General features: G+C 72.4%; 19 protein-coding genes. 8 read left to right on the top strand and 11 right to left on the bottom strand.

Annotated features, from left to right (window positions below; translation table 11 throughout):
• Window positions 1-445: 445 nt before the first annotated feature.
• Both thrB and thrC read right to left on the bottom strand, forming a co-directional pair.
• Window positions 446-1,351 carry a homoserine kinase gene (thrB, locus tag ACIBK9_RS32055; protein ID WP_397162454.1) on the bottom strand — a complete coding sequence of 302 codons (906 nt, stop codon included), beginning with the start codon at window positions 1,349-1,351 and terminating at the stop codon, window positions 446-448.
• Window positions 1,352-1,395: 44 nt separating this feature from the next.
• The gene (gene thrC / locus ACIBK9_RS32050; RefSeq protein WP_364324843.1) at window positions 1,396-2,454 is read right to left on the bottom strand and encodes a threonine synthase; all 1,059 of its coding nucleotides are present in this window, start codon (window positions 2,452-2,454) and stop codon (window positions 1,396-1,398) included.
• A 236-nt stretch (window positions 2,455-2,690) separates the two neighbouring features.
• Between thrC and ACIBK9_RS32045 the strand changes: the two genes are divergently transcribed.
• The gene (locus tag ACIBK9_RS32045; protein ID WP_397162453.1) at window positions 2,691-4,079 is read left to right on the top strand and encodes a glycosyltransferase; all 1,389 of its coding nucleotides are present in this window, start codon (window positions 2,691-2,693) and stop codon (window positions 4,077-4,079) included.
• A gap of 81 nt (window positions 4,080-4,160) precedes the next feature.
• Here the strand turns inward: ACIBK9_RS32045 and ACIBK9_RS32040 are convergent, their stop codons facing one another.
• Both ACIBK9_RS32040 and ACIBK9_RS32035 read right to left on the bottom strand, forming a co-directional pair.
• Window positions 4,161-5,816 carry a glycosyltransferase gene (locus ACIBK9_RS32040; RefSeq protein WP_397162452.1) on the bottom strand — a complete coding sequence of 552 codons (1,656 nt, stop codon included), beginning with the start codon at window positions 5,814-5,816 and terminating at the stop codon, window positions 4,161-4,163.
• Window positions 5,813-6,883, bottom strand: coding sequence for a glycosyltransferase (locus ACIBK9_RS32035; RefSeq protein ID WP_397162451.1), 1,071 nt, complete (start codon window positions 6,881-6,883; stop codon window positions 5,813-5,815). The genes ACIBK9_RS32040 and ACIBK9_RS32035 overlap by 4 nt, the downstream gene beginning before the upstream one ends.
• 235 nt (window positions 6,884-7,118) lie before the next feature.
• Here ACIBK9_RS32035 and ACIBK9_RS32030 point away from each other — a divergent pair, with 235 nt between their 5' ends.
• The 4 genes from ACIBK9_RS32030 to ACIBK9_RS32015 are packed head-to-tail and all read left to right on the top strand — an operon-like array spanning window position 7,119 to window position 12,776.
• A complete protein-coding gene (locus ACIBK9_RS32030; protein WP_364324855.1) occupies window positions 7,119-7,556 on the top strand; it encodes a hypothetical protein in 438 nt (145 codons plus the stop codon).
• Window positions 7,553-9,049, top strand: coding sequence for a glycosyltransferase (locus tag ACIBK9_RS32025; protein WP_397162450.1), 1,497 nt, complete (start codon window positions 7,553-7,555; stop codon window positions 9,047-9,049). Before ACIBK9_RS32030 ends, ACIBK9_RS32025 begins: the two co-directional genes overlap by 4 nt.
• On the top strand, window positions 9,046-11,103 hold the full coding sequence (locus ACIBK9_RS32020; protein WP_397162449.1) for a glycosyltransferase: 2,058 nt from the start codon (window positions 9,046-9,048) through the stop codon (window positions 11,101-11,103). The genes ACIBK9_RS32025 and ACIBK9_RS32020 overlap by 4 nt, the downstream gene beginning before the upstream one ends.
• Window positions 11,100-12,776, top strand: coding sequence for a glycosyltransferase (locus ACIBK9_RS32015; RefSeq protein ID WP_397162448.1), 1,677 nt, complete (start codon window positions 11,100-11,102; stop codon window positions 12,774-12,776). The genes ACIBK9_RS32020 and ACIBK9_RS32015 overlap by 4 nt, the downstream gene beginning before the upstream one ends.
• Before the next feature lie 16 nt (window positions 12,777-12,792).
• Here the strand turns inward: ACIBK9_RS32015 and ACIBK9_RS32010 are convergent, their stop codons facing one another.
• The 4 genes from ACIBK9_RS32010 to ACIBK9_RS31995 all read right to left on the bottom strand — a co-directional run bounded on the left by ACIBK9_RS32010 (window position 12,793) and on the right by ACIBK9_RS31995 (window position 18,043).
• The gene (locus tag ACIBK9_RS32010; RefSeq protein WP_397162447.1) at window positions 12,793-14,082 is read right to left on the bottom strand and encodes a homoserine dehydrogenase; all 1,290 of its coding nucleotides are present in this window, start codon (window positions 14,080-14,082) and stop codon (window positions 12,793-12,795) included.
• The gene (gene lysA, locus ACIBK9_RS32005; protein WP_397162593.1) at window positions 14,079-15,419 is read right to left on the bottom strand and encodes a diaminopimelate decarboxylase; all 1,341 of its coding nucleotides are present in this window, start codon (window positions 15,417-15,419) and stop codon (window positions 14,079-14,081) included. Before lysA ends, ACIBK9_RS32010 begins: the two co-directional genes overlap by 4 nt.
• A 163-nt stretch (window positions 15,420-15,582) precedes the next feature.
• Window positions 15,583-16,215, bottom strand: coding sequence for an anticodon-binding protein (locus ACIBK9_RS32000; protein ID WP_397162446.1), 633 nt, complete (start codon window positions 16,213-16,215; stop codon window positions 15,583-15,585).
• Window positions 16,216-16,231: 16 nt separating this feature from the next.
• Window positions 16,232-18,043 (bottom strand): hypothetical protein, encoded by a 1,812-nt coding sequence (locus tag ACIBK9_RS31995; protein WP_397162445.1) that lies wholly within the window; start codon window positions 18,041-18,043, stop codon window positions 16,232-16,234.
• 116 nt (window positions 18,044-18,159) lie between these two features.
• On the opposite strand from ACIBK9_RS31995, the gene ACIBK9_RS31990 reads away from it, so the two are divergent.
• Window positions 18,160-19,782 carry an asparagine synthetase B family protein gene (locus tag ACIBK9_RS31990; protein WP_397162444.1) on the top strand — a complete coding sequence of 541 codons (1,623 nt, stop codon included), beginning with the start codon at window positions 18,160-18,162 and terminating at the stop codon, window positions 19,780-19,782.
• A gap of 264 nt (window positions 19,783-20,046) precedes the next feature.
• A complete protein-coding gene (treS, locus tag ACIBK9_RS31985) occupies window positions 20,047-21,741 on the top strand; it encodes a maltose alpha-D-glucosyltransferase (protein WP_358283394.1) in 1,695 nt (564 codons plus the stop codon).
• An 18-nt stretch (window positions 21,742-21,759) separates the two neighbouring features.
• On the opposite strand, the gene ACIBK9_RS31980 is transcribed toward treS, so the two are convergent.
• From ACIBK9_RS31980 to ACIBK9_RS31970, 3 genes are read right to left on the bottom strand one after another with little or no spacing between them, the layout of a single operon-like run.
• On the bottom strand, window positions 21,760-24,030 hold the full coding sequence (locus ACIBK9_RS31980; protein ID WP_397162443.1) for an FtsX-like permease family protein: 2,271 nt from the start codon (window positions 24,028-24,030) through the stop codon (window positions 21,760-21,762).
• A complete protein-coding gene (locus ACIBK9_RS31975; protein ID WP_352349946.1) occupies window positions 24,027-24,755 on the bottom strand; it encodes an ABC transporter ATP-binding protein in 729 nt (242 codons plus the stop codon). The genes ACIBK9_RS31980 and ACIBK9_RS31975 overlap by 4 nt, the downstream gene beginning before the upstream one ends.
• Entirely contained in the window at window positions 24,752-25,258 is a 507-nt protein-coding gene (locus ACIBK9_RS31970; RefSeq protein WP_387668059.1) for a PadR family transcriptional regulator, read from the bottom strand. The genes ACIBK9_RS31975 and ACIBK9_RS31970 overlap by 4 nt, the downstream gene beginning before the upstream one ends.
• Before the next feature lie 130 nt (window positions 25,259-25,388).
• Here ACIBK9_RS31970 and ACIBK9_RS31965 point away from each other — a divergent pair, with 130 nt between their 5' ends.
• Complete coding sequence (locus ACIBK9_RS31965) at window positions 25,389-26,636, top strand: ABC transporter substrate-binding protein (protein WP_387668062.1); 1,248 nt, start codon at window positions 25,389-25,391, stop codon at window positions 26,634-26,636.
• The last annotated feature ends 2 nt before the right edge of the window (window positions 26,637-26,638 follow it).

Below are 26,638 nucleotides of genomic sequence, written 5' to 3'. Positions count from 1 at the left end.
CCTTCCCAGGGGTCGGGCGCCGGTTTTGTTCTGCCGGGCGTCCCGGAGGTGCTTGCGACCCGGCGGGACAGACCGGGTCGGGGTGCACGTTGCGATCTTCGGCTGTCGCGGACGGCCGCCACTCTTGGGGAGGGGTTCGTCCAGGCCGCCACAGGACCGTGGCGCGTGGCTGACACCCCCCAGATTGCTGTCGCCAACCAGATGTCGATGTGCGTCGAACGCGCAGGTCCCCGTCGTCGCCGCCTCACGTTGGGCCAACCGGGTGTGGGCCAACCGGAGGCAACGGATTCCGGGGAGACAGCCGCGCTGCTCACGCCTCGCGACGTGAAGCATGATGCAGCGATGTATGGCTGACAAGCACGCACCCACCAAGGGGGCATCTGGTGCGGCTATCAGCCTAACATCACCAGCGCACACGGCTATTCCCTGAAGGTCTAAAGAGGCATCAGCGTGTCTCGGGGAACTGAACGTTCGCACCAACCGGGTCGACGTCCATTTGCTGGATGTGCCAGTCATTACCCACTTCTGGCGCGATCAAATCCTGCGTATCCGGTGACGAAAACGCAAGAACCGTGGGACCCGCCCCCGAAACGACCGCGGGCACGCCGACTGCACGCAGACGTTCTACCAGACGCGCGCTCTCCGGCATGGCAGGCGCGCGATAGGGCTGGTGGAGACGGTCTTCGGTGGCGGCGAGCAGCAGCTCTGGTTCCGGCCGCGAGGTCAGCGCGGCGATCAGCAACGCGGCCCTGCCGGCGTTGAAGGAGGCGTCCTTGTGGGGCACGTCCTTCGGCAACAACCCCCGAGCGGTCTCCGTGGCCAGCCGCGTCGTGGGAACGACGACGACCGGACGGACCCTCTCGTCGGGGGCCAGCTTCACCATACGCGCTGCTCCCGCGTGGTCGGTCCAGGCCACCGTCAGGCCCCCGGCCAGGCACGGAGCGACGTTGTCGGGGTGGCCCTCCATCTCGGTGGCAAGCGCGAAGACCTCGTCGTCGGACAGGCCGCCGTCGCTCAGCGCGCGGGCGGCCAGGATGCCGGCGCAGACGGCGGCCGAGGACGAGCCCAGGCCGCGGGCGTGCGGGATGCGGTTGACGCAGCGCAGGGCGATGCCCGCGGGCTGCGGCGCCCCCATGCGGGCGTACGCCTCGCGCATCGCCCGGACGACGAGGTGTCCCTCGCCGAGGTCGACCTCGCCCGCGCCTTCGCCCTCCACGCTCACGCGCACGCCGGGGTCGGCGGTGAGCGTGGCCTCCACGTCGTCGTAGAGGGTGAGCGCCAGGCCGAGCGCGTCGAAGCCCGGCCCCAGGTTGGCCGACGTGGCCGGCACGCGGATTCGCACCGTCGTCATCGATTCACGGTTCTCTCGTCGTTCGCTCACTCCCCGTGCGCCTCTCAGGCGAGGTTGAGCGCCGCGGCGGCGGCGTGCACGTCGATGGGGATGACCACCGGGGCGGGCGCGCCCGAGATGGCCCAGTCGGGGTCCTTCAGGCCGTTGCCGGTGACAGTGCAGACGATGCGCTGCCCGGCCTCCACGAGCCCCTGCGCGTGTGCCTGGAGCAGCCCCGCGACGCTCGCCGCCGAGGCCAGCTCCACGAACACGCCCTCCTCCTGGGCCAGCAGCTTGTACGCCGCCGCGATCTGCCGGTCGGTCACCGCCTGGATGACGCCGCCGGACTCGTCGCGGGCCGCGGTGGCCAGGTTCCAGGACGCCGGGTTGCCGATGCGGATGGCGGTGGCGATCGTGTGGGGGTGGGTCACCGGGGCGCCCTCGACGATCGGCGCGGCGCCGCTGGCCTGGAAGCCGAACATGCGCGGACGCTTCGTCGAGACGCCGTCGTCGGCGTACTCCTGGTAGCCCATCCAGTAGGCCGAGATGTTGCCCGCGTTGCCCACCGGGATGCAGTGGATGTCGGGGGCGTCGCCGAGCGTGTCGACGATCTCGAACGCCGCCGTCTTCTGACCCTGCAGCCGGAACGGGTTGACCGAGTTGACCAGCGCGATCGGGTAGCTGGAGGACAGCTTGCGGGTCATCTCCAGGCAGTCGTCGAACGACCCCTCGACCTGCAGCAGCGTGGCCCCGTGGACGAGCGCCTGCGCCAGCTTGCCCATCGCGATCTTGCCCTTCGGCACCAGCACGGCGCAGGTCAGCCCCGCGCGTACGGCGTAGGCCGCCGCGGAGGCCGAGGTGTTGCCGGTGGAGGCGCAGATGACCGCCTTGGCGCCCTCTTCGACCGCCTTGCTGATGGCCATGGTCATGCCGCGGTCCTTGAAGCTGCCGGTCGGGTTCGCCCCCTCGACCTTGAGATAGACCTCGCATCCCGTCAGCGCCGACACGCGGTGCGCCGGGACGAGCGGGGTGCCGCCTTCGAGGAGCGTGACGACGGGCGTCTTCGTGGTGACCGGAAGACGCTCTCGGTACTCCTCGATGAGGCCACGCCACGACCTGCCCATGATGACTCCCTACCTGCGGTGTTGGCCACCGAGTGTACGGGGTGCGCGGCGCGGGCGCGGAGCCGAGTCCACTGAGTGGACAGGTCGTTGGACAGCGCCACTATTCAGGAAATTCTCAGCATCTCCCGATAAGGTCTCGGCAGGGGGTCACCATGAACGCGCGTCCTGCTTTGAGGCAGAACGACTATTCACCAGTAGTGCCGCCGGAGCTCGGGGCCTGGTCGCCGGGGTTGTCCGTGAGCGTGGTGATACCGACGCACGGCGGGCAGGACAAACTCGACCTGACGCTGGCCGCGCTGGCCGCGCAGACGTACCCGGACCATCTCATGGAGGTCCTGGTCGTCGACGACGGAAGCGCGCCGCCCGTCCGGCTGCCGGAGATCCGGCCGGTCAACACCAGGATCGTCCCGGTACGCGAGGGCTGGGGCATCTCCAACGCGGTCAACACCGGCGCCAAGGCCGCCGACGGGGAGATCATCCAGCGGCTCGACGCCGACATGGTCGCCTGCCGCGAGCACATCGAGGCCCTGGCCCGCTGGCACCACGTGACCGACTACCTGGTCACCATCGGGATGAAGAAGTTCGTCGAGGCGCCGCCGGTCACCGCGCGGCAGGTCTTCCGCGCCGAGCGCCTGGACGAGGTGTTCGACCTGGCCGGGGCCGTGTCGAGCTCGACCGAGGCGACGATCGAGAAGACCGACGGGCTGCGCAGCAGCCGCAACCCGTACCACGTGTGCACCGGGCCGACCTTCGCCCTCCCCCGCGAGGTCTTCGACGCCGTGGGCGGGCTCGACCCGACCGTGGTGCGCGGCGAGGACACCGAGTTCTCCTACCGGCTGGCCATGCACGGCGTGGTGTTCGTGCCCGACCTGGCCGCCCAGGCGGTGCACCTCGGGCTGCCGGCGCAGCACCGCGACCGGGAGCGGGCCGTGCGGGCGGTGGAGCCGTACCTGGCGCACCGGATCCCGCTCCGCCGGGACCTGCGCAAGGACCGGGGGCGGCGGTGGCTGGTGCCGTACGTGGAGATCGTGCTGGACGTCACCGACACCTCCGAGTCGGTGGTGCGGCGGGCGGTGACGGCGGCCCTGGACGGCAAGCTCCAGGACGTCGTGCTGACGCTGGTGGGCCCGTGGTCGCGGCTCGACGACGGGCGGCGCGCGGTGTTGTCGGACCCGTGCTTCGAGCTGCGGCTCATGCGCGACCTGTGCGCGCACGACGAACGCATCCGGCTCATCGACGAGGCCGCCCCGACGCCCGCGCCCACGCCGTTCCGCTACCGGGGGCCGGTGGATGTGCCGCTGCACAGGGCGACGCTGGAGCGCATGGTCGAGTCGGTGCAGAAGGACCTGACAGGGGTGCTCGTCGTCGACCTGCCCGACGGGCGCACGGCCCGGCTCGAACGCACCTCGGCGCTGGGCCGGGCGCTGCTGCTCGCCGGTCCAGGCGCCGATCTCGACGAGGTCATCGACGCCACGCACGGCGTGCGTCACGAGCCGCCGGACCGCTACTGGCCCGCGCCGCCGCAGCCGGAGCCGGTCACCATCCCCGCGACGGTCGCGGTCACGGCCGAGTCCGCCGAGAACACCCTGTTCAGACGGCTGAAGTCGGCCCTGCGCCCGAACTGACCGCCGCCCGCGGGACGCGGTCGGCCGCGCAGGCGGCGACCCAGCGCCCTTTTCTGCGCAGGCGGCGGCCCAGCGGTCATGTCAGCGCAGGCGGCGGCCCAGCGCCCGTTTCATCGTGGCCGACAGCAGGGTGCGCAGGCTCTGCTGGGCGCGGTTCGCGGCGGCGAGCTGGCGGCGCAGGGTGCTCACGTCGCGCCGCAGCTCGACGGCCGTCCTGCGCCACCGGGTGGCCTCGTCCCGCCACTTGGTCACCTGGGCGCGCAGGCGGTCGGCCTCCGCCGCCAGCCGCTCGGCCTCGGCCCGGGCCTCCAGCCGCGCCCGGTACGCCCCGCGCCGCCCGATCAGCGGCGCCGCCTCCGTGGTGAACCCGTAGGTCTCGCCCTCGACCCAGGACACGCCGGACACGGCGTCCACCACGTCGTCGAGGTCGCCGGGCTCGCCGGGCTCACCGGGCTCGCCGCCGGCCACCATGCGGGCCCTGGCGAAGGCCGAGCGGCGTTCCAGGCGGGCCGCCACGACACCGTGCGACGACTCCCGCAGCAGCACGGCCACCAGGCCGAGGCCCTCGTCGCGGGCCAGGTCGAGCAGGCGGGCGAGGGTGTCCTCGCCGGGGATCCAGCCGGGCGGCAGGCGCAGCACGAACGGCGTGGCCGGGTCCAGCTCCTCGGCCGTGGCCAGGCGCACCCGTCCTTCGTGCCGGTAGTGGCCGTGGACCAGGGCCAGGTCGAGGCGGGGGTCCTTGAGCGGGGAGCGGCGCTCGCGGCCCACCTCGTCCCAGGGGCCGAGCAGGAGCACCGACAGGTCGGGAACGGTCCCGGCGAGCAGGGTGTCCACGGTCGCGCGCACGCTGTCGTAGCCGGCCGTGCCGTCCACGACGGCGGTGACGTATGGGATCTTCCACTGGCGGGACGGATGGGAGCGCAACCACCGGTACGCCGGGATGCGGTCGGCCACGAACGCGTGGCTCACCCGGTCGATGGACTCCTTGTCGCGCATGCGCATGGTCGGGCCGAGATGGTAGGCGCGGGCGCGCGGCTCGGGCACGAACACCGCGCCCGCCTGGTGCAGCCGGTAGCCCATCTCGGTGTCCTGGCCGAGGATCAGCTCGTCGTCCATGGGGCCGGCGGCCTCGATCAGGCGGGCCCCGACCGAGGTCGCGCCGCCGACGTGCAGGCTGAAGGGACGCTGGGGGTTGGCGGTGAGGCCGTCGGTGCGTTCGACGAGGTCGACGATCCAGGCGTGCGGCTCGGCCGGCTCGAAGTGCTCCTCCAGGTCGGCGGGGAGCTCGGCGGGCAGCTCCGCGTCGGTGAACCTGATGTAGCCGGTCACGACCAGGTAGGGGGCCGTGTGGTGCCAGCGCATGTGGGCCTCGATCGCGCCCGGGGTGAGGACGACGTCGGAGTCGAGCCAGTGGATCACGTCGCCGGTGGCCTCGGCCAGCCCGGCGTTGCGGGCGTTCGCGCGGCCGGGCTGGTCGCAGACGATCAGGCGGGCGCCCTCGGGACGGACGTCGGGCAGCCGCAGGGGCGGCACGCTGCCGTTGTCCACGACGATGACCTCGGTGAGCGCGGCCGGGTAGGTCTGGCGGGCAAGTCCGGCCAGCACCAGGTCCAGCTTGTCCTGGCCGCCGTAGGCCGGGATGATCACGCTGACCGTGAGCGACGGGGTGAGATCCTCGGCGGGCCGCAGCACGCGGTAGTCGTTGCCGCGCACCGGCGGCTTCTGGCCGTTGTTCATGCGGCTTCCATCAGCAGGCTCGGCCGGAAGCCGTGCCATTGGTTCGTGGCGATTCTGACGAAATGGGCCAGGGGCAGCTGCCAGGTGTGCTCCTCGGTCAACCCCCTGCGCAGGACGTAGCCGAGGCCGTGCGTGCGATAGACGCGCGCGCCGATCTTTTGCGCCGCTTTCACGAACTCAAGATCGACCGCACGCGGAAGAGCGGGAAATCCTCCAATTTCCCGAAATTTCGCGCTTTGGAGCAAAATGGTGCCTCCGGCTACGTGATCCGCCCAAACCTCGCTAGGGTACGCCGCTCCGCTCGCGAACGTCGTCCGCCGGATCGTGGCGCGCAACGGCTCCAGGTAGAAGAACTCGGCCGTCGTGCCCACCACGTCGGCCCCCGCGTACGAGCGGGCCATGAGGAGGTCGGACAGGTGGTCGGGGCCGTACCAGTCGTCGTCGTCCCACTTGGCGAGGTAGTCGCCCGAGGCCAGGGCGGCGGCCCGGTTCAGCACCTCGCCGAACGGCACCGTCCTGGCCGCCTCGACCCACCTGACGGGCAGCGAGCACGCCTCGACGGCCGCGCGCACCTGCCCGAAGGCCACCCCGTGCAGCCCGAGCAGGACCTCAGCCTCGACGCCCCGCTGCCGCTCCATCTGCGCCAGCGCCGCGCCGACCAGGGCGGGCCGCTTGGTCGACATGACGATGCTGACCGTCGCGCGGGCGGGCCGGTGGACCAGGCGCCGCAGCCGTACGCTGTGCTCCTCCCGCCGCAGGTCGGCCAGGCAGCGCGCGGTGCCGTCAGCGGGCGCGGCGAGCCAGTCGCGGTCGGTGAGCAGCGCGGCCAGGTCGCCCGGCACCCACGCGGGGGCGTCCTGGGCGGTCAGCGGGATCCCGGCGCCGGCCAGCTCCGTCAGGCCGTCGAGCGGCACCGGCGCGGCGGGCCAGTCGATCTCCAGTCCGCGCCGGGAGCGCAGCGCGGGCACGTCGGGCGGCCCGCCGTCCAACTGCCAGCCGTCCGACCAGTGCAGCCGGGCGAACCCCTTGCCCGGCGTACGCGTGAAGCCGCAGGGGGTGACGGACATGGACGATGCTCCTCGACCGGACGGGACTGGATCGGCGCCTACCTTACGCCCGTTTTTACACGTCAGTAGACAGACAGGCAGCTTTCGGGTGGCGGACGGCATGAGCCCCGAGGCCGGGTTCCCAGTTTTCCTCCAGGAACATATGGCACGGTAGTGGTCAGGGTTTATTAGGGTGGCAATAATCCCGCCCATCCTCCTATGCCCGACTAGTCGTGACTATGAAAGGTTTGCGCGGATGCTCTCGCCCCGCCGACTGGCAGCGGCCGCCGCACTTCTCGCAGTCGTCGCCGCCGGGGTGCTCGCCCTGCTCGTCCTGGCCGGCCTGCTCACCCTCGGCGCGGCGGCGGCCGTCGCCGCGTTCGCGGTCACGCTGGCCGCCCTCGCCCTGCTGCTGCTCACCGTCCGCCGCGTGGACGGCAAGGCGCACCGGATCGACCTGCGCATGAAGAAGCACGAGGCCGAGCTCGCCCGTGCGACGACCGCGGTCAAGAACCTCGAATCCCGGCTGGAACTGCTGGTCCAGGCGGTCGAGGAGTCGGCCGCGCGGCGGGCCGACGACATCGGGGCGATCCTCGCCTCGCTCGGCGAGGACCGCGTGAACGCCATGACCAGGGCCCGGGAGGTCGAGGAGCTGCGCGAGGAGGTTCGCGCGCTGGCCAAGGGCCTGGCATGATCCGCGTCCGGCACAACGACTACGGGGTGCTGCGCCCGCCCGCGATCGGAAACTGGACGCCCGAGCTGCGCGTGTCCGTGGTCATCCCGGCCTACGACTGCCAGGAGGCGCTGGAGCGCACGGCGTCCGCGCTGGCCGCGCAGACCTACCCGGCCGAACTCGTCGAGATCGTGGTCGCCGACGACGGCAGCACGCCGCCGGTCGAGCTGCCGGGGGCCCGCGTCGTACGGGTGACCGACGGCTGGGGACGCGGCGCGGCCCGGCAGACCGGGCAGCTGGCCGCCACCGGCGAGGTGATCCACTGGCTGGACTCCGACATGATCCTGGCCCCCGACCACCTTGAGGCGCACATGCGCTGGCACCACCTGCTCGACCACGTGGTGGTGATCGGCGACATCCGGTTCGTGACGGCCCCCGGCGAGGAGGGCACGCGACCGGAGTACACGCGTAAGACGCTGGAGTCGACCCGGATGCTGAAGGACGCGGGGACGAGCGCGTACCTGCTGCACACGGGGGCCTCCACGTCGGTGCGCGCCGAGCTGCTGCGCGCGGCGGGCGGCGTGGACGCCTCGCTCAACATGGCCGAGGACACCGAGCTGGGCTACCGGCTGGCCCAGGCGGGGGCGGTGTTCGTGCCCGATCCGCAGGCCAGGGCGTGGCACGTCGGGCCGTCCACGGTGATGCTGCGGGAGAAGGAGGTCCATCGGCACAACTGGTCCTACCTGGGCGATCTGGTGCCGGATCTGCGCTGGCTGCGCGGCCATCCCCGGCGCCACTGGCGGGTGCCGTACGTGCGGGTCGTGGTGAGCGCCACCACGTACGAGGAGACCCGGGCGAGCGTGGACGCGGCGCTGGCGGGCACGCTGCCCGACGCCGCCGTCACCGTCGTCGGCCCCTGGGACCGGCTGACCGGCGAACGCCGGTCCAGCCTCGACGACCCGCTGCTGGACCTGCGGCTGCTGCACAACCTGTACGCCCACGAGCCGCGCGTCACTTTCGCGGAAAGCGAACCGGTCACCGCCGCCCCCACCCCGTTCCTGCTGCGGCTGCCCGCCGGATGGGTCCTCGGGGCCGACACCCTGGCCAGGCTCGTGCGGCTGGCCGACGAGGACCTGCTCGGCCTGCTCTGCGTGGCGCTGGACGAGGACGCGGACGGGGTCGTGGCCGCCCGGTTGGAGCGCACGGCCGCCTTCGCCCGCGCTGCGCGCTTCGACGGCCCCGCCGACGACCTGGTGGACGAGCTGTTCGGCGTCCTGTGGGTCGAGGGCGGCGAGCACGGCTTCGGCGCCGCCGCCGACCCGCCGCCGCTGGGCGGCGACCCGGCCAAGTGGCGCGCCCTGGCGGCCCGGCGGCTGGCGGAGACCAAGGAGCTGCGCGCCCAGGTCGACCGGCTCTCCGCCGAGGTCGAGCGCCTGTCCCGCGCGCAGGAGCAGGAGGACCCCGCTCCCGGGCCGCTGAGCTCCCTGATCCGGCACCTGCGGAGCGCCGGATGAGCGCCGAGCGGCGGACGGTCACCGCGTTGCTGGCCGAGCTGCCGGACGCCCGGGTGTTCCTGGCCGGCATCGAGAGCCCCACCTTCCCTGCCGACGGCGAAGGCGGCGAGGGCGGTGAGGGCCGCGCCGGGCTGCCCGCCGGCGCCGTGGACCTGGACCGGGACCTGGTGGAGCCGCCCGCCGAGCCGGAGTCGGCCGACCACGTCCTCGTGCTCGCCAGGACGCCCGCCGACCTGCGCAGGGTGGCGACCCTGCACAAGCTGCTCCCGCTGGCCGGGCGGGTGGTGGTGTGCGTGCTCGACGCCCCCGCCTCGCACCCGGCCCCCGTGCCCACGCCGACCCCCGCGCACCGCTGGCGGTCGCTGACGGACCTGCGGGTCTACCAGCCCAGGAACCGGGTGTGGGTGGTGGACGCCCGCTTCTCGGCCGCGACGCCCGCCGGCCGCACGGTGACCGCCACCGCCCGCGCCTTCGCCGGTCACCGCCTGGACGTGATCGCCGCGCCCGCCGCCGCCATCGCCGGGATCGGCTCGGCCGACTGGCGTCCCGGCGACCCGAACGCCACGCCCGCCGAGGTGAGCGGCCCGGTCCCCGAACGCGTCGGCGCCCCCGGCAGCGACGTCGTGCTCCGCACGCTGGGCGACGTCGCCCTCCGCGGCCTGGCCGGCGACGCCCTGCGCCCGCCGGGCGACGGCCGCGCCCCGGACGCGTCCCCGGCCCTGACGCCGGGCGGGTCCGCCGAGCCGGGCGGGATCGGCTGGGCCGGGGACCAGGCGCCCGTCGAGCGGCCCACGATCGTCGCCGCGAGCTGGGAGAGCATCGGGCGTCCCGGCGGGGCGGGGTCGCCGCTGGCCGATCCCGACGTGCTCGGCGAGCCGTCGATGGTCCCGCCCGTGGACGAGCGGCTGGTCAACCCCCAGGGGTTCGTGACCACGCCGTCCCGGGGCATGGCCGCGCTGGCCGAGCGCGACGGCCGCTGGTCGGTGCTGCTCGACGGCAAGGTCGTCACGACGTTCGCCGAGTCGGGCGGGGTCACCGACGCCGACGTGGCCAGGCTCCGGCAGATCCGCGGCGTCGAGGTGAGCTGGCAACATCCGCACAGCGGCCCGCTGGCGGCCGTGCGGGTGCTGGCCGGTCTGGCCGCCGCCGGGGTGCCGCTGGTCACCGGGGCCGTGCCGCGCTGGGCGGGCGCTCTGGGGGACGAGCTGGTCGCGCTGCTGCCCGCCGCCCCCGACCTGTCCGACGAGCTGCGGCGCGAGGAGCACAGCATCCGGCTGCGCCGGGCCGCCCTGCGCACCCATGGCGTGGCGGCGCGGTGGGAGCAGCTCGGCGCGCCCGCCCCCGCTCCCCCGCTCACCTCCGTCCTGCTGGCCACCCGGCGCGCCGACATGGTGCCGTTCGCGCTGCGGCAGATCGCCCGCCAGCGCGACGCCCAGCTCGAAGTGGTGCTCGCGCTGCACGGCGTCCCGCGGGAGCACCCGGACGTCGCCGCGGCCCTGGCCGACTTCGGCGGCCCGCTGACCGTGTACGAGGCCGACCCCGCGGCCGTCTTCGGCGAGGTGCTGAACGAGGCCGCCGCCCGGGCCTCCGGCTCGTTCCTGCTCAAGATGGACGACGACGACTGGTACGGCCCCGACTTCCTAGCCGACCTGCTGCTCGCCCACGCCTACTCGGGGGCGCAGGTGGTCGGCACAGTGCCCGAGTTCGTCTATCTGGCCTCGATCGACGTCACCGTGCACCGCAGCCAGGTCACCGAGCAGATCACCAGCTTCGTGGCGGGCGGCACGATCCTGGTGGAGCGTTCGGCGTTCCAGGCCGTGGGCGGCTTCCGGCCGCTGCGCCGCTCGGTGGACACCCAGTTCCAGGAGGCCCTCCAGGCGGCGGGCGGCCAGATCTACCGCACCCACGGCCTGGGCTACATCCTGCGCCGCGGCCCGGCCTCCGCCCACACCTGGCAGGAGCCGATCGGCACGTTCCTGCGCCGCAACCGGCGCCAGTGGCGCGGGTTCCGCCCGAACGCCCTGATGGAGCTGGAGGGGAGCAGCCGCCCATGACCGTCCCGCGCATCCGTGGCAACGACTTCGGCGTCCTCGACCCGCCCGAGCTGGGGGCCTGGGAGCCGGAGCTCGCCGTCACGGTCGTCATCCCGGCGCACGACCGCCAGGAGACCCTGGACCTGACGCTCGCCGCCCTGTCCGCGCAGAGCTACCCGGCGCACCTGCTCGACGTGATCGTGGTGGACGACGGCAGCGCCATCCCCATCCGCCTGCCCGCCCTCGCCCCGGGCGGCACCAAGCTGATCTCCAGCCCGCCGGGCGGCTGGGGGCGCGCCTGGGCCGTGCAGGCGGGCCTGGACGCCGCCGCCGGCGACGTCGTCCTCGTGCTGGACGCCGACATGGTCCCGCACCGGCGGCACGTCGAGGCCCAGCTTCGGTGGCACCACCTGGCCCCGTACGTGGTGGTGCTGGGCTGGATCGACTTCACCTCGGCCGCCGAGCCGCCCACGCCGGAGCAGGTCGTCCAGGCCCTGGACGCGGGCGCCGAGGACGGCCTGTTCCCCCTGTCGCCGCACCGGCACGACTGGGCCGAGCAGATCATCCACGACCACGACGGCCTGCGCACGGCGTCCGGCGCGACGGCCGCCCGCGTGCACGTGGGGGCCACGGCGTCGTACCCGGCGGCGCTGCTGCGCTCGATCGGCGGCCTGGACACCTCGCTGGTGCTGGCCGAGGACACCGAGCTGGGGTACCGGCTCGTCCAGGCGGGGGCGGTGTTCGTCCCGGACCCGCAGGCGCGGGCGTGGCACGTCGGCCTGCCGACCGCGATGCGCGACGTCGCCGCGTTGAAGCGGTACAACGACCCCTACGTGGCCGACCGGGTTCCCTACCGGCGGTATCTGCGGACGGATCCGGGGCGGCAGTGGCTGGTGCCGTACGTGGAGGCGGTGGTGGCGGCGGGCGGCTACGAGGACACCCGCGCCACCGCGGACGCCCTGCTCGCCTCCTCCATCCCCGACGTGGGCCTCACCCTCACCGGCCGCTGGCCCGCGCTGCCCACCGGACGCCGCTCGCCCCTGCGCGACCCCGACCTGGACCTGCGCCTGCTCAAGGCCACCTTCGAGCACGACCCGCGGGTCCGCCTGGCCACCGAACCGCCCACCGGCACGACGGCCCCCTTCCGACTGACCGTGCCGTCCGGCTGGACTCTCTCCCCCGGCACGCTGGAACACCTGATCGCCCACCTGGACGAGCACGACCTCGGCAGCCTGTGCCTGGCCCTGGACGAGACCTCGCAGGGCGTGGTCGCCGCCCGCCTCGACCGGACGGCCGCGCTGTCCAGAGCCGCCCTGGTCGCCGCCCCCGGCGACCACCCGGACGACCTGATCGACGCCCTGTACGGCCTGGAATGGGCGGACGGCGCGTCGTGGGGCCTGCGCCGCCGCCCCGACGTCTACCCGCCGCGCCGGCCGCCGGTCGCGGAGCTCGCCCTGCTCACCGCCCGCCACGAGAAGGAGCTGACCCTCCACCGCAAGCGCGTCGCCGCCCTGCGCGCCGAGATCGCCCAGCTGCGCCGGGAGGCCGCCAAGAACGGCAGGGACGCCTCCCGCTGGCGGGAGAAGGCCGAGAGCTGGCGGCGCGAGGCGGTGCGGCTGGCCCGCGAGCAGGACCGCACGGTCCTGAAACGGGCCGTGCGCCGCGTCCGCGACCTGGCCTTCCCCGCCCACTGACCGGGCGGGGCGGGCGTCAGTCGTCGCCCTCCACGCGCATCACGCCGGCGACCGCGCGGACGATGTCGAGCTCGCGCAGCCCCTCCATGGTCGCCGTGAGGGCCGCGTCGGTGGCGCGGTGGCTGACGATGACGAGCTGGGCGTCGTCGCCGTGCCCCTCCTGGCGGACGGTCTGGATGGACACGTCGTGCTTGGCGAACAGGTCGGCCACCCGCGCCAGCACGCCGGGCTTGTCGGCCACGTCGAGCGCCACGTGGCAGCGCGTGACCGTGTCGCCCATCGGGTGGACGGCCAGGTCGGCGTAGGTGGACTCCTCGGGCCCGTGGGTGCCGGCCAGCCGGTTGCGGCCGACGGCCACGAGGTCGCCGAGCACGGCCGAGGCCGTCGGCGCGCCGCCGGCGCCCTTGCCGTAGAACATGAGCTGCCCGGCCGACTCGGCCTCTACGAACACCGCGTTGTACGCCTCGCGCACCCCCGCCAGCGGGTGGGTGCGCGGGATCATCGCCGGGTGCACCCGCACGCCGAACGAGCGGCCGTCGTCGGAGCGCTGGCAGATGGCCAGCAGCTTGATGACGTAGCCCATGGCCTTGGCGGAGGCGACGTCGGTCGCGGTGATCTCGGTGATGCCCTCGCGGTGCACCTTGTCGGCGGTGACCCGGCTGTGGAAGGCCAGGCCGGCCAGGATGGCGGCCTTGGCGGCGGCGTCGAAGCCCTCGACGTCGGCCGTCGGGTCGGCCTCGGCGTAGCCGAGCGTCTGGGCCTCCTCCAGGGCGTCGGTGAAGGACGCGCCCGAGGTGTCCATCTTGTCGAGGATGTAGTTGGTGGTGCCGTTGACGATGCCGAGCACGCGCTTGACGTGGTCGCCGGCCAGCGACTCGCGCAGCGGGCGCAGCAGCGGGATGGCGCCGGCGACGCTGGCCTCGAAGTAGAGGTCGCCGCCGCCCCGGCGGGCCGCCTCGTGCAGGGACGAGCCGTCCTCGGCCAGCAGCGCCTTGTTGGCGGTGACGACCGACTTGCCGCGTTCGAGGGCGGCCACGATGAGCGTGCGGGCCGGCTCGATGCCGCCGATCACCTCGACGACGATGTCGATGTCGTCGCGGGTGACCAGGGACTCGGCGTCGGTGGTCAGCAGCGCCGGGTCGACCTCGATGTCGCGCTTGCGCCCGAGCCTGCGCACGGCCACGCCGGCCAGCTCCAGCGGTGCGCCGATGCGCGCGGCCAGGTCGTCGGCCTGCTCGTGCAGGAGCCTGATGACCTGCGAGCCGACGACGCCGCAGCCCAGCAGAGCCACTTTCAGCGGTTTCACAGCTGCCCCCTCAACAGGTCGTCCTCGGTCTCGCCCGCCACGATCACCCGGGCCGCGCCGTCGGCGACGGCGACCACGGCGGGCCTGGGCAGGTAGTTGTAGTTGCTGGCCAGCGAACGGCAGTAGGCGCCGGTCGCGGCCACGGCGACCAGGTCGCCGGGCGCCAGGTCGGCGGGCAGGTGGCAGTCGCGCACGAGGATGTCGCCGCTCTCGCAGTGCTTGCCGACCAGGCGGCTGAGCATGGGCGCGGCGTCGCTGGCGCGGCTGGCGAGGGTGGCGGTGTACTCGGCGCCGTAGAGGGCGGTGCGCACGTTGTCGCTCATGCCGCCGTCGACGCTGACGTACGTGCGCAGCCCCTCGACGTCTTTGACCGTGCCGACCTCGTAGAGGGAGATGCCGCCCGGACCCACGATGGTGCGGCCCGGCTCGACGGTCAGGCGCGGCACCGGCAGGCCGGCGTCGGCGCAGACCTTGGTGACGATCTCGCGCAGGCCGTCGGCCAGCTCCTTGATGTCGGGGGCCTCGTCGCCCTCGACGTAGGCGATGCCGTAGCCGCCGCCGAGGTCGAGCTCGGGCAGGACGACGCCGTGCTCGTCCTTGATCTGCACCAGCAGCGTGGCCAGCCGTCGCGCGGCCACCTCGAACCCGGCGGTGTCGACGATCTGCGACCCGATGTGGGAGTGGAGGCCGACCAGGTCGAGCTGCGGCAGCGCGAGGATGCGGCGCACGGCCTCGGCGGCGGCGCCGGTGTTGAGCGACAGGCCGAACTTCTGGTCGTCGTGGGCCGTGGCGATGAACTCGTGGGTGTGGGCCTCGACCCCGGTGGTCACCCGGATCATCACCTTGGGCCGCTTGCCGAGCTGCTCGGCGAGGTAGCCGAGGCGGGCGATCTCCTCGTAGGAGTCGACCACGATGTGCCCGACGCCGCACTCCAGGGCGCGGGTCAGCTCGGCCGTGGACTTGTTGTTGCCGTGGAGGGTGATGCGCTCGGGCGGGAAGCCGACGCTGAGCGCCACCGCCAGCTCGCCGCCGCTGGCGACGTCGAGGCCGAGGCCCTCGTCGGCCAGCCAGCGCACGATCTCCTTGCACAGGAACGCCTTGCCCGCGTAGTGGACCTCGGAGCCCTGGAAGGCCGTGGCGTAGTCGCGCATGCGTGAGCGTACGTCGGCCTCGTCGAGGACGTAGAGCGGCGTGCCGAACTCGCGGGCCAGGTCGCGCACGTCGACGCCGCCGACCGTGAGCGTGCCGTCGGTCCGGGTCGACGTTCGGGGCCAGATCGCGGGGTCGATCCGGTTGAGGTCGGCGGGCGCCATCGGGGGGCGCTCGTGGGGCAGCATCTCGGCGTGCCGGTCCCCGGCTGGATGGACGAAGCTCACCCGATCGAGGCTATCGGAACCGCCGCCCCTTCCAGGACCACCGCCCACGTATCGAGACGCGATCAAGGTCCACAAGCAACATTTTCACGATTTTTCGCGCTTTAGCCGGATATTTTACGATCCATCACAATCTTTCCGGCCCAACCAGTACCCCCCGGACGGCCTCCGCCAGCCGCAACCGCGCCGTGTGCACCGGCCGGACCGGCTCGTCCCCCATCGGGACGGCGGGGGCGTGCTCGTGGGCGTCGTGGTAGGCCAGCGCCAGCCGGACCGAGAAGGCGTCCCAGCCGGGGTCGCGGCTGAGGGCGCGTCCGGGCAGCTCGGCCAGCACCCGCAGCACCCGGCGGTCGTGGGGGTCGTCGAGCAGCTCGGGCCGGAAGCCGGTGAGCGGCACCCCCAGCTCCCCGGCCCACCGCCGCACCGCGCAGGCACGGACGTGGGCGTACCGGACGACGAAGCCGGGGTTGTCCCACGTGCGCGGGAAGTCGGGCCATCCGGGCTCGGGAAGGGCGGGCGGGTCCAGGGACTCGACCAGCCGTCCCGGCGCGTCCACGACGATGCGCAGGAAGCCGTTCGGCCGCGCCCGCGCCTCGCTCACCCCGTCCACCGCCCGCACCCGCGCGGCCAGCTCGGCCGGCGGGACGCGGCGGCGCAGCGCGGCGGCCGTCACGTAGACGGCCTCCCGCTCCCAGGTGCCCTCGGGCGCCGGCGGCTCCCCCAGCACCTCCGCCAGCGACTGGGCGAGCAGGTCGGTCATCGGCTCAGCGTAGGCGTCAGATCAGCGCGTGCGGCTCCGCCGAGCCGTACTCGACCAGGTGGGCCGCGCCGAGCAGCCAGCGGTCCTCGTCGCGCACCCGCACGTAGCCGAACCGGTCGGCGGAGAAGACCTTGACGCCGTCGGTGCGGCACTGGCGCATCATGACCTCGTCCCAGCCCTCGGTGAGGTCGGCGAAGCCCACCTCGCGCAGGGCGTTCCTGCGGGCGAGCAGGGTGGCCCCGGCGATCTCGGGGAGGTAGGCGTACTCGGCCTCGGGCTGCTTGAGCAGGGTCGCCTGGGGCTTGCGCAGGTGGGCGTAGAAGGCGGCCTTGCCGACGATGTCGGCCGTGCTGAACAGGAAGGCCCGGCGCAGGTCGGACAGGTAGTGCGGGCCGTAGACGTCGCGCGGGTCCATGACCGCGACCAGGTCGGCCTCGCACAGGTCGAGGCCCTTGGCCAGCATCGCGCCCTCGCTCATGGCCGGGTGGGGCCGCCGGTACAGCACCTCGGCGTCGGTCAGCACGTCACGGGCGCGCAGCTCGGCCTCGGGCGGGCCGATGACGATCACCTGGGCCACGCCGGACTGCCTGGCCACCTGGGCGAGCGCGTGCTCCATGAGCGACGGGTCGAGGATCGGCAGCAGCACGGAGGTGTCGAGGGTGGCGCGGGCGCTGGGCAGGCCGATGGCCTCCAGCAGCTCGTCCACGCGCTCGGTCATCGTCCCCGTGCCGTAGGCCCGGCGCAGGGCCACGTGCGCCCGCCGCGAGTCCGGCTCGGTGCCGATCGGCGTGCCGCAGGCGGCGATCTCGGCCAGCCGCCACTGCGGCGTGCCCGGCGGGCAGTCGGCCGCGGCCGGCCAGCGGTAGGAGGTGAGCACGTCGGGATAGGCCAGGTGCGGCGGCAGCAGCTGGTCGAGCGTGAGCACCCGGTCGACCCGCCCGCCGGCCAGCGGCAGCGGGTTGTGCACCCGGGGCTGCACGCCGAAGTGCAGGCGCGGCCACGGGACCGTCATGTCGGTGGTGAAGCGGTGCTCGAACAGCTCGGCCGCGGCGGCGTAGTCCGCCACGTCGCCCTGGGTGTGCCAGAAGACGGTGCGGATGCCGCGCTCGGCGCACCAGGCCAGCAGGGACCTGAGCCCCTCGCCCGGCTCGCCGGTCAGCTCCTCCAGCCACGGCCCCTGCGTGACGGACTCCACCACGAGCAGGTGGGGCACCTCCAGCGGCAGCACGCGGGCGAAGTCGCGCGGCGTGAACCCGGTCGTCTGACGCCACTCGTAGCGCAGCAGCGCCTCGACGTGCGGATCGGCGACGACGGCCGCGGTCAGGTGCGGGCGGGTGTTGGGCCCGGTGGGGATCCGGTACGGCTTGAGCTTGAACGAGGCCCCGCCCAGCGTCCTGGTCGTGCTGGTGGCCTGGAACGACGCCCCAGGACGCGCCTCCTTGGCCCCCTGGACGGCCACCGGCCGGCGCTTGGGCGCGCTGGGCCGCTTGACCGGCTTGGCCGCGCCCTTGAGCCCCTTGGCCAGGCGCATCGGGTTGTTCTTGCCGCTCTTGATGGCGTCGCCGAGCCGGTTCCAGCGGGCGACCTTGATCGAGGACAGCTTCCAGTTGGCCACCTCGGCCTGGAAGCGCTGCTCGGCCAGCTCCTTGCGCAGCCTGTCGGCCGCGGCGCGCTCGGCCTCCAGCCGCTCCTCGGTCTCGCTCAGCTGCTCGGCCAGCTTCCTGGCCTCCTCGGCGCTCTCCTCGGCGGCCGCCAGCCTGGACTGCGCGGCGTCCAGCAGCCTGGCCAGTTCGGCCGCGCGCTCGGCCTGCGCGACAGCTTCCCGCAACGCCCGACGCGTGCTTTCCAGCTCGGTAGACAACCGGACCTCCGCTCTCTCAGCCCGGCAAAGGATACTCTTTTGCAGGAAGCGTCTCGAAGGGATGAGATCCGGTGCAGTTCAACGTGCGACCCTACGTATGCGGCGCTCTCGGCCGGATCGACACCTCCATACTGGGCAAACTCACCGCCGCGGGCCCCAAGGTGCGGCCCGCGCTCCAGACGGACGAGGCCGCGCTGTTCAGCTCCGCGCCGCTGCCGCCGTACCACCGGGCGGGCGGCGCGTTCGCGTTCTCGTGGGGCGAGCGCAAGCCCGCCGCCGCCGAGGACTGGATGACGGTCGCGGAGACGTACGAGACGCCCGGCCTGATCGGCGACGGCGCGCGGGTGACGTTGCACGCGGGCGCGCTCGGCCTGGTCGACGTCTACCACGTGCGCCAGGGCGACGCGGTCTACTTCTCCTCGCTGATCCAGCCGCTGCTCAGCCTGGTGCCCATCGAGATCGACTGGGCCGCCTGGGCCTCGATCATCCAGGTGACGTTCCCGCTGGGCGAGGCGACCCCGTACCGGGAGGTCAGGCGGCTGCCGGGGTCGAGCGCGCTGGTTTTCGAGCACCGCCGGCTGGCCACCGAGCGCCGGTTGCCGCGCTGGCTGCGCACCGAGCCGTACGAGGCGTGGACCAGCCCCGAGGAGATCGTCGAGCTGCTGCACCACGTCTACGAGGACTACGACGGCCGCAGGCTGCTCGTGCCGGTCAGCGGCGGCTACGACTCGCGCCTGCTGGCCAGTGTGGCCATGGCCCGCGGCGCCGACGTCGAGTCGTGGACCACCAGCCCCGACGACGGCACCGACACCGACATCGCCTTCGCCAGGGCGATCACCCGCGAGCTGGGCATCCCGCACCGGGTCGTCACCCAGGACGCCGCCGCCTACCCCGCCGACGCCGCCGAGGTGGCCCGCCGGCTGGAGTACCTGACGCCGCACCACGCCTGGTACGCGCCGTTCGCCAAGGAGGTGCACGGCTCGGGCCGCATCCTGGTCGACGGCCTGGCCGGCGGCCCGCTGCTGAAGAACTTCATGGTCAGCGGCGCCGCGCTGGAGGCCAGGACGCAGGCCGAGCGGTCGGCGGCGCTGCTGGGCTCGCTGTCGCTGGGCGCGCCCGCGCAGCCGTTCCTGTCCAAGGCGGCCGCGCAGTGGATGGAGGAGACCGTGCGCGAGCAGTTCGCGGCGGCCACCTCGATGCTCCACGGCCACCGGGCCGAGCTGCCGCTGTCGGTGCTGCACACCAGGACCGTGCGCGGCATCGCGCGTTCGGCGGTCAACCTGGTGGGGCCGGAGGCGTCGTTCGCGGCGCCGTTCATCCATCCCGCCTTCTTCGACGCCGCGCTCAGCGTCGGCGTCGCGCGCAAGGACAAGGGCCGCTTCTACCGCGAGGTGCTGCACGCGGCCAACCCGAGGGTGGCCGCGCTGCCGTCCACGAACGTGGTCAAGCAGCCGCTCCAGCGGGTGCCCCTGCGTTCCACGGCCGCGCCGGCGCGGGCGTACTCCCACGCCATGCTCGAAGTCGTGGCCCGGCGGGTGCCCGCGATGCTCTCCGACGAGCTGCACGAGGTGATCGCCGGCGGTCCGGACGCGCTGACCCGGTTCAACGGCTGGAACGACCGTTTCTGGGTGCGCGGACTGGTGCTTTTCGGACTCTGGCTGAACGACTTCGAGAACGACCTCCCGGACGTCACCGCACCTTTTTAGTGAACTCTGGGTAACAGGGCGATTACATACGGATCTCGCGGGTATTACACGTCGCACAGCAGAAGCGGGTTCCGGAAAGCCACCGGGCTGGTAGTGTTCGGCCCGTAAGCGCCGCAACAAACGGGCACCAGATCACAAATCCGGTCTCGTTCGAGGGCATGGAGTTCGCAGGGATGACGACTCCACGCGGCGCGGTCACCAGCTAAGAACGCCGGGGTAACCGGTGACTTCGTCCTGCCCACATCTCTTCCTGTGAGCGACATCATGATCAACGCATCCCCATCACCTGAGTCGATCTCTGAGGCTTTCGTCTCGGAAGATCCGCGATGGTACAAGCGGGCGGTGTTCTACGAGGTTCTCGTCCGGGGGTTCAAGGACTCCAACGGTGACGGCACGGGCGACCTGCGCGGTCTCATCGAGAAGCTCGGGTACCTGGAATGGCTCGGCGTCGACTGCCTCTGGCTGCTGCCGCTGTACGAGTCCCCGCTGCGCGATGGCGGTTATGACATTTCGGACTATATGAAGATCCTTCCGGATTTTGGCGACCTGGGAGACTTCGTCCAGTTGATCGAGGCCGCGCACGAGCGGGGCCTGCGGATCATCACCGACCTGGTCATGAACCACACCAGCGACAGGCACCCGTGGTTCCAGGCCTCCAGGCACGATCCGGAGGGGCCCTACGGGGACTTCTACGTCTGGTCCGACGAGCCCACCGGCTATCCGGACGCGCCGATCATCTTCATCGGCGCCGAGGAGTCCAACTGGACGTACGACCCTGTGCGCAAGCAGTACTACTGGCACCGTTTCTTCCACCACCAGCCGGACCTGAACTATGACAACCCGGCGGTGCAGGAGGCCATGCTGGAGGTGCTGCGGTTCTGGCTCGACCTGGGGATCGACGGTTTCCGCCTCGACGCGGTGCCGTACCTGTTCGAGCGTGAGGGCACGGCGTGCTCCGGGCTGCCCGAGACGCACGCGTACCTGAAGAAGATCCGCTCGGAGGTCGACCGGCTCTACCCCGACCGGGTGCTGCTGGCCGAGGCCAACGGCTGGCCCGAGGACGTCGTGGAGTACTTCGGCGACCCCACCACCGGCGGCGACGAGTGCCACATGGCCTTCCACTTCCCGCTGATGCCGCGCATCTACATGGCGGTGAAGAAGGAGACCCGCGAGCCGATCTCCGAGATCATGTCCCGCACCCCCAAGCTGCCCGACACGGCACAGTGGGGCATCTTCCTGCGCAACCACGACGAGCTCACGCTCGAGACGGTGACCGAGGAAGAGCGCGACTACATGCACAAGGAGTACGCCAAGGACCCGCGCATGCGGGCCTACCTCGGCATCCGGCGTCGGCTGGCGCCCCTGCTGGACAACAACCGGGACCTGATCGAGCTGTTCACGGCGCTGTTGTTGTCGCTGCCGGGCTCGCCGGTCATGTACTACGGCGACGAGATCGGCATGGGCGACAACATCTGGCTGGAGGACCGCGACTCGGTCCGCACGCCGATGCAGTGGAGCCCCGACCGCAACGCCGGGTTCTCCTCGGCCGACCCGGGCCGCCTCTACCTGCCGGCCGTCATGGACCCGATCTACGGCTTCCAGGCGGTCAACGTGGAGGCCCAGCAGCGCCACGCGGGCTCCCTGCTGCACTTCACCCGCAGCATGCTGGAGATCCGCAAGAACCACCCGGTGTTCGGCCTCGGCGCCTACACCGAAATGTGGTCCTCCAACCCGTGCGTGCTCACGTACGTGCGCGAGGACCGCGACGACGTGATGCTCTGCGTCAACAACCTGTCGAAGTTCCCGCAGCCCGTCGAGCTGGACCTGCGCAGGTTCGAGGGCATGGTGCCGGTCGAGGCCCGCGGCGGGGTGCGCTTCCCGAAGATCGGTGAGCTGCCCTACCTGCTGACCCTGCCGGGCCACGGCTTCTACTGGTTCGCGCTGAAGCCCGGGGACTGAGCACAGCCCCCGAGCAGATCAGCGTGACGTGACGGGCACCTGGGCACGGGCCGCGCGGCGGGCGGGAATGAGCGCCACCGCGAGGGCCGTGCCCACTGCCGTCACCACGGCCACTGCCAGCGTCACCGGCGAGGGCGCGCGGCCGATGCCCGCGCCCACGCCGCTCGTGTGACCCTGCAGGTCGATCAGCCCCACCACCACCGACGCCCCCACCGCCGTGCCGGCGCCGACGCCGAGCACGACCAGCAGGCCGGTGCCGGTCACCAGCGTGGCCATGACCTGGCGTGGCGTCAGCCCCATGGCCTTGAGCACGGCCAGGTCGAAGGCGTGGTCGCGCAGGCCGATCGCGCTCGCGGTGAGCAGGTTGGCCAGGCCGATCAGGGCCAGCACGGCGATCAGCGCCACGATCACCACTCTGATGATCGACAGCCGGTCGGCCGGGTTGACCGCGGCCTGCACGTCGAGGTTCTCCCCCGACTCGGCCAGCAGCCTGGCGCGCACCTCGGCCTTGTCGGCGCCCGGCCGCAGGGCCAGCGCGTAGTACTGGGGCGGCACGGAGTCCTTGGCGGCCAGGCTGTCCAGGCCCACCGAGAGCACCTCGCCGTCCAGGTCGGGCTCGACGGTGCGGCCCACGATCCGGACGATCAGCGGCGAGCCGCCCACGGTCAGGCGCACCCGGTCGCCGATCCTGACCCCCAGCAGGTCGAGCAGCCCCTGCCCGGCGACCGCCTCGCCGCGCTCGGCGTAGCCCCTGCCCTCCATCACGGGGAACGGGTAGGGGTCGGTCGAGCTGCCGACCGCCCGCACCCGGACCGACCGGGCCTCGCCCGGGGCCAGGGCGTTCACGTCGCTGCCCGGGTAGACAGCGCGCACGTCGCGGTCGCGTTCGGCGATGCGCTGGGCCTCGGCCGACTCCATCTGCTTGCCGGGACGGACGTACAGGCCGGCGTGCTGGCCGACCTGTTCGGGGTGGCTGAGGAAGTTGTCGAGGGTGGCCCAGACGCCGAGCCCGATCGTGATCATCATCATCGGCACGGCCAGGCCGAACGCCGTCAGGAACGCCGGCACGCGCCTGGTGAAGGCGTCGCGGGTGCCCAGGATCAGGGCGGGCGGGAGGCGTACGAGCAGGCCGAGCCGGGCCAGCCGGGACAGGTGGCCGCGCGGCGGCGAGGCCGGCACGGCGGGGATCGGCGGCGTGCGCGCCCCCCGCCAGGCGGGCACCCCCACCGCCCCCAGGACGACCAGCGCCGTGCCCGCCACGATGGCCAGCACCGGGACCGGCGCGGCCGAGTACGTGCCGAGCACCACCGCCGTCGCCCCCCAGCCCGCCAGCGCGCCGAGACCGACGCCGAGCAGGCCGAGCGCGCCGTGCTCGACCAGGAGCAGCAGGGCGACCTGGCCGCCGGTGAAGCCCATCGACTTGAGCGTGGCCAGGTCGCGGAGCTGGCCGAGCACCCGGCCGCCGGCGGCGTTGGCCAGCGCGAGCGCCGCCGCGACCATGCCCACCACGCCGAACAGCGCGAGCAGCGTGCCGAGCAGCCGGTTGTCCAGCTCCATCGCGGCCCTGACCTCGCGCCAGGTGTAGACGCGCTGGAGCTTGTCCTCCAGCATCACCACGACGCGCTGGGCCACGACCTGGCTGGCGTCGGGGTCGGACAGGCGCAGCCCGGTGACCCATTCGCTGCGGCCCAGCATGGGCTCGACGCGGTCGAGCGTGGCGGGCAGCACCCAGGCCAGCCCGGGGGTCCATTCGGGGTAGAAGCCCTGGTCGGCGGAGTCGGCGATGCCGCGCACGTACAGGGTGTGGCGCTCGCCGTTGAGCGCGATGACGGTGAACGGCGAGCCGATCGCCAGGCCCAGCGACCTGGCGAAGGAGTGTTCGACGACCACGCCGTCGGGCTGCGAGCCGTCGAGCCACCTGCCCTCGGCCAGCACGGGATGGGCCACCCGGGGCGGCGAGGCGGGCATCGCGCGCAGCGACGCGGGCTCCTTCTTGCCCTCCTGCGCCACGGTGACGGGCGCCGAGCGGTAGGGGCCCGCGGTGCCGGTGACGCCGTCGATGCCGCCCAGGGCGACTTGGGGGTCGTCGTCGGTGTAGACCCAGACGTGGGCGCCGTCGGTCTGGGCCGACAGGCTGCGCCACGGGTTGGTGCCGTCCTCCAGGAGGGTCGCCGCGGTGATCAGGGCGGCCACGATCCCGGCCACGACCAGCACGGTGAGCACCGCCTGGCCCTTCCTGGCCCGCAGGTCGGCCTTGATCCACCGGCTTCCGGCCAGGGTGGTGCTCATCGGAGGTCGATCACCTCGCCGGCGGTGCGGGTGCGGCGGCGGGCGATGCGGCCGTCGTCGACGATCTCGCCGTCGAACAGCGACACCAGCCGGTCGGCCAGGCCCGCCACCCGGGCGTCGTGGGTGACCATGACGATCGTCTGCCCCTCTTTGTGCACGTCGCTGAGCAGGCGCAGCACGTCGCGCGTGTTGCGGCTGTCGAGGTTGCCGGTGGGCTCGTCGGCCAGCAGCAGGCTGGGCTTGTTGGCCAGGGCCCTGGCCAGCGCGACGCGCTGCTGCTCGCCGCCGGAGAGCTGGGCGGGCGAGGCCCCGGCGCGGTCGGCCAGGTTGAGCGCGCCGAGCAGGCTCTCGCGCCGCTCGCGGGCCACCTTGGGCGAGGCCCCGGCCAGCAGCGCGGGCAGCTCGACGTTGTCGCCGACGGTCATGTTGGCGACCAGGTTGAAGAACTGGAAGACGAAGCCGACCTTCTTGCGCCGCAGCAGCGCCCAGGCGCTCTCGGAGAGGGTGTCGACCCGCTGCCCGTCGAGCCAGATCTCGCCGCTGGTGCGCGCGTCGAGGCCGCCGAGCATGTGCACGAGCGTGGACTTGCCCGAGCCGGACGGCCCCATCACCGCGACGAACTCGCCCGGCTCGACCTGGAGGTCCACCCCGCGCACGGCCGGCACCGGCACTGCGCCATCTTGGTAGATTTTGACCAGATTGACCGTTTTTAGGACCGAGCTCATGCCAGATCCTCCTGGCATCGCTCCAGCCAGTCAAGATCGGCCTGAAGGTGCAGCATGGCCCCTTCGATCAGCAGCAGAGCCACCCGGTCGGCAGGCTCGGTACGGGAGAGCAGGTCGTTGAGGTCGCCCATGAGCGACAGGTAGTGGCGGCGCTGGCGGCTGATCAGCGCCATCCGGTCGGCGATGCCGGTGAGCGGCGCGAGCACGAGCTTCATGAAGAACTCGTCGCGCACCCTGGGCCCCTCGGTGGGCTCGTCGACCCAGATGGTGAGCAGGTCGCGGCCCTTGGCGGTCAGGTAGTAGACCTTCTTGTTCGGCCGGTTGGACTGTTCGACGTCGACGGCCCTGACCAGCCCGTCCTTCTCCAGCCGGCCGAGCGTCACGTATATCTGCCCGATGTTCGGGGAGGGGTAGGCGCTGCCGAACGTCTGTTCAAGGGCCTGTTTGAGCTCGTAGCCGTGGGCCGGTTCCTTGGCCAGGAGCGCCAGCAGGTGAAGCCGCACGCCTCACCTCCCCGCTTTGTGTTACGTGAGCGTTACGTAGGTATCCGTTGACCATCAGATTACAGGTGTGCATAACATGAATGCATCTACCTAACACGTATGTAACCCCGCTGATTGTGGAGGAAACAGAGTGCTGCGCCCGCTTTCGTTCGCTCTGGTCGTCGTGCTGGCGGCCGGATGCACGGTGGCGGGTGACGAGGGCAGCGGCGAGAAGGGGACGGGCGGCACAGGCCCGATCACCTTCGCCACCGGACGCGACACCACGGCGTACCTGCAACCCCTGCTGGACCGCTGGAACCAGGCCCACCCGGCCGAGAAGGTGACGCTGCTGGAGCTGCCCGAGGCCGCCGACGAGCAACGCGCCCAGATGGTGGCCAACCTCCAGGCCCAGAGCAACCGCTACGACGTGCTGGGGCTCGACGTGGTGTGGACCGCCGAGTTCGCGGAGAACGGCTGGATCATCCCCCTGGAGCGCGGGTTGTTCCCGCTCGACAGGTTCCTGCCGCCCGTCGTGGACACGGCCGTCTACAAGGGCAAGCTCTGGGCCGTCCCGTACACCAGCAACGCGGGACTGCTCTACTACCGGACCGATCTCATCAAGAAGCCGCCGCAGACCTGGGCGGAACTTCGCGATAAAGCGCGAGAAGTAACGAAAAAGCGGGACATCGGAGGCTATGCGGCCCAACTCCTGGCCTACGAAGGCTTGACCGTGAACTTCTCCGAGGCAGTGCAGTCGGCGGGCGGGCAGATTCTCAACCACGACGGCACGGAAGTGACCCTCGATCCGGCCAAGGGGAAGATCGCGCTCGACTTCCTGATGCAAGGGCTGCGGGAGCGCTGGATCACCGGCGACTCCCTGTCCTTCAAGGAGGAGGAGACCCGGCTGGCCTTCCAGGACGGGAAGCTGGCCTTCGCCCGCAACTGGCCGCACGCCTACGGCCCGGCCAGGGCCAAGCTGGGCGACCGCTTCGCGGTGACCCGGCTGCCCGGACTCAACGGTCAGGGATCCAGCTCCCTCGGCGGGATCAACCTGGCCGTCAGCGCCTACTCCAAGCACCAGCAGACCGCACAGCAGTTCATCCGCTACTTCACCAGCCTGGAGAACGAACGCCGCGTCCTCACCGAGGGCTCCTTCCCGCCCGTGTGGACCGAGCTGTACGACGACCCGGCCCTGATCAAGCGGTTCCCGTACCTGCCGGTGCTCAAGGAGAGCATCCTCGCCGCCAAACCACGGCCGGTGAGCGCCAACTACAACCAGGTGAGCCTGGTGATCGCCAGCTCGGTCGCCAAGGCCCTGGCCGACCCCGAGAACGAGTCCGCCGACGACGTCGCGGCCTCCATGAAGTCAGAACTCGAAGAGATCATCAGAACCCAGTGAGG

It is taken from the genome of Nonomuraea sp. NPDC050227 (genome assembly GCF_044459705.1).
Lineage (GTDB): Bacteria > Actinomycetota > Actinomycetes > Streptosporangiales > Streptosporangiaceae > Nonomuraea.
Note: the sequence above shows the minus strand (reverse complement) of the source record. Positions and strands in the feature narration are given on the sequence as shown.